Genomic DNA, 10266 nt, shown 5'->3' on the forward strand with positions numbered 1-10266 from the left:
ACCTTACATTGAGATTAGAAATTGACGCGCATTGTAGTGGCCTTATTTGCCTTTCACAATCAAATTTGTAGTAAAAAACACATTAAAAAGAATGTGTATATTGAAAGGTTTAGCCGAGGTATGTGCGGCTTTTTATCGCTAAGAGCGTGTTTTTGTTTTCTTATTGATATTTGATCTTATTAAAGAGCAGTATGACCCACGATTATCACGACTTGATCCAACTTTTTAACCAATCCTTTCTTGCCTCTTTCAATACTGAGCTGGTGCGTGGCGGGGATGAACCTATTTACTTACCTGCGGATGCGGCGCACCCGCATCACCGCGTGATCTTTGCCCGCGGATTTTTTGCCTCTGCCTTACACGAAATTGCACACTGGACCATTGCCGGTGTGCAGCGCCGTCAATGGGAAGACTATGGCTATTGGTATCATCCGGATGGCCGTGACGCTGACACGCAAGCGGCCTTCGAGGCGGTCGAAGTGAAGCCGCAAGCGATTGAATGGATCCTCTCTGCAAGCTGTGGGTTTCGCTTTCAAGTGAGCTGCGACAATTTAAGTGGTGTTGAGCCCGATCGCCACGCGTTTACTGATAAAGTTCGGCAACAAGTCGTACAATATGTCTCGGATGCATCGACAAGCGCCGCTTTGCCCGTGCGCGCCAAGCAGTTTTCTGATACCTTGCGAGACTTTTATGGTGTTGCACCGTTGACGCCAGATACCTTTACGTTGCCAAGCCAAGCCAAGGTTAAAAAGATGAAAGTTCAAGACTACGAAGCACGCATTCTAGCGTTAATCGATGAGATGGTAGAAACCGCCTCAGACGATGAATTGTTTGCCAGTGGCTATTTACGTGGCCACGTTTCTTTAGCGGCAGCGGACTGTGAGTTGGAAGGCGTTGATGAGGTGTCAGCATTGAAAGCGCGCGTCGATGCCAGTCTCAATGACAATGCCAGTGAGCTGTCACCCGGCGACCAACGTCTCGTCGGAGCGCTGTGGGATCTATTGCAGCAGCAAGTGGAAAAAGACGCGTAACGTGCTGTTTTAAATCGAACATTAAGCGGTATCACAAACGATACGTCTTGGAAAAAGAAAGCCATCGCCTCGACGATGGCTTTTTTTTTGACCTTATCCGAGGGGGCTACAGTGCTTTACCTTTTAGCAGCTTACGAACCCACATTCGCCCTGGATGCAGAGTGTCTAGGACCGACTGAGGTAAAGGTAAAGGCTCGTCACACAGCTGTGCTGCTAGCACTTCTGCCGCCAATGGCGCTGAGGTGAGGCCGCGAGAGCCGAGCCCCAGTAAGCAAAATAATCCTGGGTAAACGGGAACGGCGTCCGCCTTTTCTTTGTCTTTTTGCAAGGTTTGGTAGGTGGAAACCAAGGCGTCATAATCACACACGTTGCCCACAAAGGGTAAATGGTCGCGACTGGCGCAGCGCACCCCAACGCGTCCTTTTTCCGCCAGTGGCACCGCGCGCGCCCACTCAGTGTCGATACAATCGGTTAAGCGTTGTTGATTTTCTAGCTGATCGGCAGCTTGGAACGCTAAGTCAGCATTATTGCGACGATAGCTGGCGCCTAGACAATGTTCCTCCCCCTGATTAGCCGGTGTTAAATAGCCTTCGAAACACAATACAGTGTTGAGCTTACTGAGTTCGGTATTGGTGGGCACATGGCTGACTTGACCGCGCACGGGGTAAACCGGAATAGGCTGTGTTTGGCTGAAGCTATCTGCTTGGTGGCCATTGGCGATCACCACATTTTGATGACAAACCTCACCCATGCTGGTATCGAGTGTCCAACCATTGTCCGATTGCGTCAGCGCATTCACATGACAACCAAAATAAGCATCAAGCTGCCCGCTGGCTATCGCTGCATCAATCACGCCCGCGGTAAACTGTTGCGGGCTCATCCAGCCGCCAAGCGGATAAAACACGCCGGCATGTCCGGTTTCTAAACCGACTTTCTCGCTCACGCCATCGACATTTAACGGTGTGACCAATGCTTCAGGAAAGGCACCATCGACCATCTTAGCGAGCTTAGCGGCACTTTTTTCGTCGTAGCCGAGTTGCGTGACGCCACACCAGTCGTGTTCAAATGGGATACCTCGCGTGCGTTGCTGATCGATAAATTGGCGAGAAAACAAAAAGGCGGGGGCAAAAAACTGGCTTAAATTATCGTTATTGCCATTTAAAAGCGGATAAATGGCGCCTTGATGGTTCCCAGATGCGCCAGCCGCAGGGCGCGGGTCTTGGCAATACAGCGTGACTTGCTTACCCCGTTGAAGCAATGCGGTGATTAAGGCGGCACTGGCAATGCCGCCGCCAATAATGGCGATGTCGTCCGCTGTTGAGGCAGGTGAGCGTGCATACCAAGGTGAGTAGCTTGCAGCGGCTTGGCGAGCAGGCAATGTGCCTGACAACATGTCGCGTTTGAAGCCGAAGCCTTTTACTTTTTTCATCTCAAAACCGGCCTCGATAAGGCCACGGCGCACAAATCCCGCCGCTGTGAAGGTGGCACAGGTACATTGCTCGCGCGCAAGTCGTGCCATGCCATTAAACAAGGCTTGATTCCACATCTCTGGGTTTTTGCTTGGGGCAAAGCCGTCTAAATACCAAGCATCCACGATCCCTCCAGGGCCCGTTGGCACTTGTGGTAACCAATCTTTAATATCACCAAACCACAAATCGAGTGTAATCTGACCTTGAGCCAAGACGACACGTTGACAACCCGCGAGCGGGACGGGGTAATAGGCACGTAATTGCTCAGCATAGCTTGCCAGCTCTGGCCAAGCTTGATGTGCACGGGCGAGATCCTCTACTGTCAGGGGGTACTTCTCAAAACTGATAAAGTGAAGCTGGGTCACAGGTGCATTTGGATGGGTTTGACGGAACTGCTCGAATGCTGCCCAAGTAGCCAGAAAGTTGAGCCCAGTGCCAAAGCCGGTTTCCGCAATCACAAACCGGGATGATGTGGCGGTTTGCCAACGTGCGGGAAGTTGGTTTTGTTCGATGAACACATAGCGGGTCTCGGCCAAACCGTCGTGATTGGAAAAGTAGACGTCATCAAACTGTTCCGCGACGGGGGTGCCCGTATCATTCCAGCTGATTTTTGCGTGGTCGATCGAGGGAGTGCTCACAAATGCCTCTTACACAGGAAAGGAAAAAGCAAATTGTACTGGCTCTAAGGAAAGCTGACCACTTATCAGCTTTAAAAACGCTATCATCCACTGCGAAATTAACGTCTAGGAAAGAATCATGAAACGAGCTGTCATTACAGGCATGGGGATTGTTTCCAGTATTGGTAACAACGTCAAAGAAGTGCTGGAGTCGCTCAAAGCGGGAAAATCTGGCATTAACTTTTCTCAGCAGTTTGCAGATATGAAGCTGCGCAGCAATGTTTGGGGTGATCTCAAACTCAACCCCGCCGACCATATTGATCGCAAAAGAATGCGCTTTATGGGTGACGCGGCGGGTTTTGCCTACCTAGCGATGGAACAGGCAATCGAAGACTCGGGCTTAGCCCCTGAGCAGGTTTCTAACCCACGAACTGGTTTAGTTGCCGGGTCGGGGGGCGCGTCATCCGTTAACCAAGTTACCGCCGTTGATACATTGCGCGAGAAAGGGGTTAAACGTGTTGGCCCTTACATGGTGCCGCGCACCATGTCATCAACTGTTTCAGCGTGTTTGGCGACTCCGTTCCAAATCAAAGGGGTGAACTACACCATGAGCTCTGCATGTGCGACTTCGGCACATTGTATCGGCCATGCCCTAGAGCTGATTCAACTGGGTAAACAAGATGTGGTGTTTGCCGGTGGCGGTGAAGAGCTGGATTGGTCGCTTACCATGATGTTTGACGCGATGGGAGCCCTTTCAACCAAATACAATGATGATCCGCAAAAGGCATCACGCACCTATGACGCGGACCGGGACGGTTTCGTCATTTCAGGTGGCGGCGGCATGCTGGTCGTGGAAGAGCTGGAGCATGCGTTGGCGCGTGGTGCGACCATCTACGGTGAAATTGTCGGGTACGGTGCAACGTCTGACGGGTATGACATGGTGGCACCGTCGGGTGAAGGCGCTGTGCGCTGTATGAATATGGCGATGCAAGATGTGGATGGCGAGGTTGATTACATCAATACGCATGGTACATCAACGCCTGTGGGTGATGTGAAAGAGCTAGGCGCAATTCAAGAAGTGTTTGGCGGTAAGAGCCCAGCCATTTCTGCGACTAAGTCAATGACAGGTCACGCGCTCGGTGCTGCTGGTGTGCACGAAGCCATCTATTCAACCTTGATGCTTGAACAAGGCTTTGTCGCGCCAAGTATCAATGTGGAGAACTTGGATCCCGCGGCTGAAGGGTTAGATATTGTGACCCAACCGCGAGAGCAAGCACTGACGCGCGTGATGTCGAACAGCTTTGGGTTCGGCGGTACCAACGCCACCTTGGTGATTGAAAAGTATCGCAGCTGATCCCGCGCCTGTTTCCAGGTTTGCAGAGAGACTCTGCCATCAGACACGGATCATTATCGTTGAGAGCCGTTAATGGTCTTTTCAGGTCCTGGATTTACCCGGCTTCGGCCGGGTTTTTTTATGTCTGAGGCCACCCGGTAAGCGGGGTAACCCGCTCAGCTGAAGGGTGTTTTCTTACCGTGAGACAGATACAATAACCTTCTCGCATTTAGCATCCGATAAGCGATGCACCGACTCACATAGGACGTTGAACGTGAAAATTGTCGTAGACGAAAACATGCCTTATGCCCAAACCTTGTTTAGTCAATTGGGTGAGGTGGTTGCATTACCCGGGCGCGCAATCCGTGCCGCGGATTTAATCGATGCTGATGCATTAATGGTGAGAAGCGTCACGCAAGTGAACCATGCGCTGATTGACGGTGCCACCCGTCTTCGTTTTGTCGGTTCAGCCACTGCTGGTGAAGATCATCTTGATTTTAACGCCTTGCACGCACAAGGCATCCATGGCACGGCAGCGCCAGGTTGTAATAAGGTTGGTGTCGCGGAATATGTGATCAGTGCTTTATTGGTATTGGCACAACAGCAAGGCTTTAAATTGACCGACCGCACAGTCGGTATTGTTGGCGTGGGTCATGTGGGAGACTACTTGGCTGCGCGGCTTGCGGCTCTTGGGATTACAACTTTGCTTTGCGACCCACCTCGTCAGGCTCGAGAGAACCTTGCTGACATGGTGGACATTGATACTCTGATCGCAAAATCGGACGTGGTCACTTTCCATACACCTTTGACCACGACTGGTGAGCACCCCACTTACCACCTCATGAATCAAGCTCGGTTAGAGGCGCTTGCGTCAGGCAGCATTTTGATAAATGCTGCGCGTGGCCCGATTGTTGACAACCATGCACTTAAAGCGCGGTTAGCACGAGGCGACATTGATGCGGTGTTGGATGTTTATGAACATGAGCCTGAGGTCGACCTTGCCCTTATGGACCAGCTCACGTTTGCCACACCTCATATTGCAGGCTATGGTCTGGAAGGAAAAGCCCGTGGTACCACCATGGTCTTTAACGCACTGTGTGAACACCTTGACTTGCCTCATCGTGTGCATGCCAGTGAGCTGCTGCCCACGGCGCCGATTCCACAGGTTGCCTTGGCACAGCCGTGGCAACAAAGCGATCTGATGGCACTGACCCAATTGGTCTACGATATTCGCCGAGATGACAGTGATTTTCGTCGTGCCATGCATACCGCAGGTGATGACAAACAGGCTCAGCGTACAGCCTTTGACCAATTGCGAAAAAATTACTGGGATCGACGCGAGTACAGTGCGATCACGGTAGCCGGACAGGCTGATTTCGGGTTACAGTCGCTGGCTAAGCTGGGCTTTAGTATTGAGGAGCATGCATGACACAAGCATTTGACGTTGCCATTTTGGGCGCAACCGGTGCGGTAGGGCGCACCATGATCGAGATTTTAGAAGAGCGCGATTTTCCCATTGGCACGCTACACCTCCTCGCCAGTGAGCGAAGTGCAGGTGAAACCATTAGCTTCAAAGGTGAGAGCTTGCGTGTGCAAAATGTCGACAAGTTTGATTGGACACAGGTTCAGCTTGGCTTGTTCTCGGCGGGCGCACAGGCTTCTGCGCACTGGGCGCCGATTGCAGCAGATGCGGGCGTCGTCGTTATCGATAACACGTCGCAGTTCCGCTATGACTTCGACGTACCCTTGGTGGTGCCTGAGGTGAACGCCGCCGCGATTGGTGACTTTCGTAACCGTAATATTATTGCTAACCCAAATTGCTCGACGATTCAGATGCTGGTGGCATTAAAACCTATTTACGATGCCGTCGGTATCGAACGCTTAAATGTGTCTACCTACCAATCGGTTTCTGGGTCAGGGAAAGCAGGCGTCGATGAGCTTGCCGGACAGACGGTTAAATTGCTTAACAGCCAAGATGCGGAGCCTGCGTTATACAGCAAGCAAATTGCTTTTAATTGTTTGCCCCAGATTGATCAGTTTATGGAAAATGGCTACACCAAAGAAGAAATGAAAATGGTGTGGGAAACTCAGAAAATTCTTGCCGATGAGATGATAGGGGTTAACCCTACTTGTGTGAGAGTGCCCGTGTTTTACGGTCATGCTGAAGCTGTGCACCTTGAGTGCCGTCAACCGATTGACGCGACGGAAGCGGTGGCGATCTTGAGTCAGCATGAACATATCGAGGTCTTTGAAGGGGAAGACTATCCTACACAGGTGAAAGAAGGCACTGGCTCAGATAAAGTGCTCGTCGGGCGTATTCGCAATGATATCAGCCACCCCAATGGACTTAACCTCTGGGTGGTGGCAGACAATGTGCGTAAAGGCGCAGCGACGAACTCAGTGCAAATTGCTGAAGTACTGGTTCGCGATTACCTTTAATCAACAAGCCTATGATCCGTAAAAGAGCGTGATAGCCCGCCCATCACCACACTAGGTTGATTGATACCCCATCCGTTGATGGGGTATTTTTTTAGGCATTAAATTTGCAACGATGGACGATACGCGACGTGTGACGATGCTATCATCGAGTCAAAACTGAGGCAGAGCGCCCACAGTTTGATCGCGCAACACACTTTTATATCACCAAACTACAGTTTTTAGCATGGCTTCCGATATAGTTAGATATTTAGTGAGGCCATTTTTGCCATAAGGGAGTGCGGGTGTGTCCAACGCACAGCAAAGTGAACAGTCTTCTTCTCAAACTCGATTGACCAAAACCCCGCATCGCGTTAAGCGGCATCTCATTGCCGTCGCAGGGGTATTGGCGGTTGCGCTTGTCAGTGTTTCAACGTTGCCGGTCGAAGCGGCAATACGCATTCTTGGTCCGCAAGATGAAATGGCGGCCGAAACCGCCTCGCCCCAACCGACGCCAGCGGTTGCATCGGCACAACAATATGGCCCAACTGGGGCCAACGAAACCTTGTGGTCGATTGCGACTCAAATGCGTCCTAATACGCAAGTAAGTGTGTATCAGACGCTCGGTGCGATTTTTCGTCTTAATACCGACGCATTCACCAACAACAATATTCATAGCTTGCAGCCGGGTAGCACCTTAGTGATGCCGACGCTGACGCAAATTGAGCGAGAAAGCACCCAGGACGTGATCAATCGGCTTGAAATTGATGAAGCGCGTAAGCAAGCCCAAAATACCACGCCCCTGAGCGAACAGGTTGAGCAACCGAGCCCACAACCACAGTCAGCACAAGCCGATAATAACCAAGCTGCGCAGACCCAACCAGCACCAAATAGCGAAGACGCGTCAGACGCCCAACCTAGTGGTGAGAGCTCGACAGCGAGCGCCCCAGAGCCACAAGTGGTACAAAACCTACAGTCTCAGCTGCAAGCCTCTGATCAAGAGATGACTCGCCTGGTTGAGAGCAATCATGTGCTCAAGGTCCGTCTGTCTGAAGTGCAGCACGAGTTGAGCGCGTTAAAAGAACAGGTAAGTGGTGATGCCGAGCTTAATAAAGAGATCCGAGCATTTTTAGAAACCCAGCGTCAGCAACAGGTGGCAAAGGATACCCAACCCCCATCCGCGGTTGAGTCTTTACTTGATAGCCCATTATTGCTTGCCATGTTGGCCATCATTCCTGGGGCCTTGATTGCAGGCGCGATATTCTTCTTCCTCGCACGTCGTAGAAAGCAAGAGGAAGACGCGGAAGAGCCTGCGGCGCTGGATCATGATGATATGGACGATATGCCTGTGGTCATGGTGCCCGATCCGGATGACGATGAAAGCGATGTTGACGATCCGCAAGATGACGATGAGCTAGAGATCACCGATGACGGTAAGGGATACGAGGATGTCGCGTTTGGCGATGATACCGACCTGGACGATCTGGATCTTGATGACGAACTCGATGACATGGCTGGCAATGAATCGAGTGTCGCGCCCACCAGCGATGATGCTATCGGTCTTGAAGACATGGAGCGCGCATTGGATGAGTTGGCAGATGCGCCGCCGGCTGATACGGAAAGCGCCGCCGATGACACATCATCCGACGATGACAGCGAATTAGAAACGGGCGAGGCAGAGCAACCTGAAGAGGAAATGAGTGCTGATGAAGCACTTGCCGCAGAGTGGGCCAAAGCGCTCGAAGAAGGCAATGACAGTGATGTCGACGATATCGATGCCTTGTTGGCAGGCGAAACGGGTGAAGACACGACTGCCGATGAGGTCTCCGCTGCTGATGAACCTGAGGACGAAAATACCGAGACCAAAGAACAGGCTTCACGAGAGAGCGAAAACAATGACGAGCAAGCGCCTAATGACGCCTTGTTTGACTCGGTGCTGGACGATGAGCCTGAGCTGGATTTAAGCCAAGATATTGACTTATCAGATGATGATAACGATGACGATGCCGTTTCTCTCGATAACACGACAGAGTTGCTTGATGAACTTGTCGGTGATGAAGAAGACGAGGACAGCTGGCTAAATGAAGGGGATGATACTGAGGACGAATTCGATGAAAGTAGTGATGCATTACTGGATGAAGTCTTAGACAAAGATGATGATCCTCATCTAGAAGATTCTGACGCTTTACTAGAAGAAGTGTTGGGGGATGACGATGAACCAGACCCACTCGCTGATGAGGACGATCCGGCACTGTGGGGAGAAGAAGATGACAGTGATCCGAACGAAGCGGAGCTCGAGCAACTTCTTTACACGTCGGATGAGCAATCAGAAGAAACACCTACAAGTGATCAAGGCTCAGAGACGCGCGTCGAGCAAGACGACGAGCCGCAAGCTGAGTTAAATGAAGATGACGCACCGGCGGACGAGCCAGCTGCACCAGAAGCGACTAGCGAGGCAGATGAAACGGCTGACGAGGACGCTGACGACGAACCGCAAGCCGAGTTAAACGAAGACGACGCACCGGCGGACGAATCGGGCACGCCAGAAGTTAGCGGCGAGGAAGATGAAACGGCCGACGAGGACGCTGACGACGAGCCGCAAGCCGAGTTAAATGAGGGCGACGATGCACCGGCGGACGAATCGGCCGTGCCAGAAGCGACTCGCGAGGAAGATGAAACGGCTGACGATGACGCTGACGACGAACCACAAGACGAGTTAAGTGAAGACGACGCTCCAGCGGACGAGCCAGCTGAGCCAGAAGCGACTATCGAGGCAGATGAAACGGCTGACGAGGGCGCTGACGACGAGCCGCAAGCAGAGTTAAATGAGGACGATGCACCGGCGGACGAGCCAGCTGCGCCAGAGGCTACCGGCGAGGCAGATGAAACGGCTGACGACGAGCTGCAAGCCGAGTTAAACGAAGACGACGCACCGGCGGACGAATCGGCTAAGCCAGAGGCGACTCGCGAGGTAGATGAAACGGCCGACGAGGACGCTGATGACGAACCGCAAGCAGAGTTAAACGAAGACGATGCTCTAGCGGACGAGCCAGCTGAGCCAGAGGCGACTCGCGAGGCAGATGAAACGGCTGACGAGGGCGCTGACGACGAGCCGCAAGCAGAGTTAAATGAGGACGATGCACCGGCGGACGAGCCAGCTGCGCCAGAGGCTACCGGCGAGGCAGATGAAACGGCTGACGACGAGCTGCAAGCCGAGTTAAACGAAGACGACGCACCGGCGGACGAATCGGCTAAGCCAGAGGCGACTCGCGAGGTAGATGAAACGGCCGACGAGGACGCTGATGACGAACCGCAAGCAGAGTTAAACGAAGACGATGCTCTAGCGGACGAGCCAGCTGAGCCAGAGGCGACTCGCGAGGCAGATGAAACGGCTGACGAGG

The 10266-nt window shown here is 52.3% G+C and carries 6 protein-coding genes and 1 pseudogene; 6 read left to right on the forward strand and 1 reads right to left on the reverse strand.

Annotated elements, in window-relative coordinates:
* Positions 1-191 precede the first annotated feature (191 nt).
* Both EHW58_RS15845 and EHW58_RS15850 read left to right on the forward strand, forming a co-directional pair.
* Positions 192-725: pseudogene (locus EHW58_RS15845) on the forward strand (elongation factor P hydroxylase); the annotation flags it as partial.
* A gap of 27 nt (positions 726-752) precedes the next feature.
* On the forward strand, positions 753-1031 hold the full coding sequence (locus EHW58_RS15850; RefSeq protein ID WP_077484690.1) for a YfcL family protein: 279 nt from the start codon (positions 753-755) through the stop codon (positions 1029-1031).
* Positions 1032-1137: 106 nt separating this feature from the next.
* Here the strand turns inward: EHW58_RS15850 and mnmC are convergent, their stop codons facing one another.
* Positions 1138-3138 (reverse strand): bifunctional tRNA (5-methylaminomethyl-2-thiouridine)(34)-methyltransferase MnmD/FAD-dependent 5-carboxymethylaminomethyl-2-thiouridine(34) oxidoreductase MnmC, encoded by a 2001-nt coding sequence (gene mnmC / locus EHW58_RS10500; RefSeq protein WP_172970033.1) that lies wholly within the window; start codon positions 3136-3138, stop codon positions 1138-1140.
* A gap of 118 nt (positions 3139-3256) precedes the next feature.
* Here mnmC and fabB point away from each other — a divergent pair, with 118 nt between their 5' ends.
* The 4 genes from fabB to EHW58_RS10520 form a co-directional block, all read left to right on the forward strand.
* Entirely contained in the window at positions 3257-4471 is a 1215-nt protein-coding gene (gene fabB / locus EHW58_RS10505; RefSeq protein ID WP_152796290.1) for a beta-ketoacyl-ACP synthase I, read from the forward strand.
* Between the two features lie 253 nt (positions 4472-4724).
* Entirely contained in the window at positions 4725-5879 is a 1155-nt protein-coding gene (locus EHW58_RS10510; protein ID WP_077668780.1) for a 4-phosphoerythronate dehydrogenase, read from the forward strand.
* Positions 5876-6889, forward strand: a complete 1014-nt coding sequence (locus EHW58_RS10515) for an aspartate-semialdehyde dehydrogenase (RefSeq protein ID WP_046074897.1) — start codon at positions 5876-5878, stop codon at positions 6887-6889. The genes EHW58_RS10510 and EHW58_RS10515 overlap by 4 nt, the downstream gene beginning before the upstream one ends.
* 283 nt (positions 6890-7172) lie before the next feature.
* Positions 7173-10266: FimV/HubP family polar landmark protein (locus EHW58_RS10520; protein WP_152796292.1), on the forward strand; the 3094-nt coding region annotated here is incomplete at its 3' end.

Source organism: Salinivibrio sp. VYel1, from assembly GCF_009377945.1.
GTDB lineage: Bacteria > Pseudomonadota > Gammaproteobacteria > Enterobacterales > Vibrionaceae > Salinivibrio > Salinivibrio siamensis.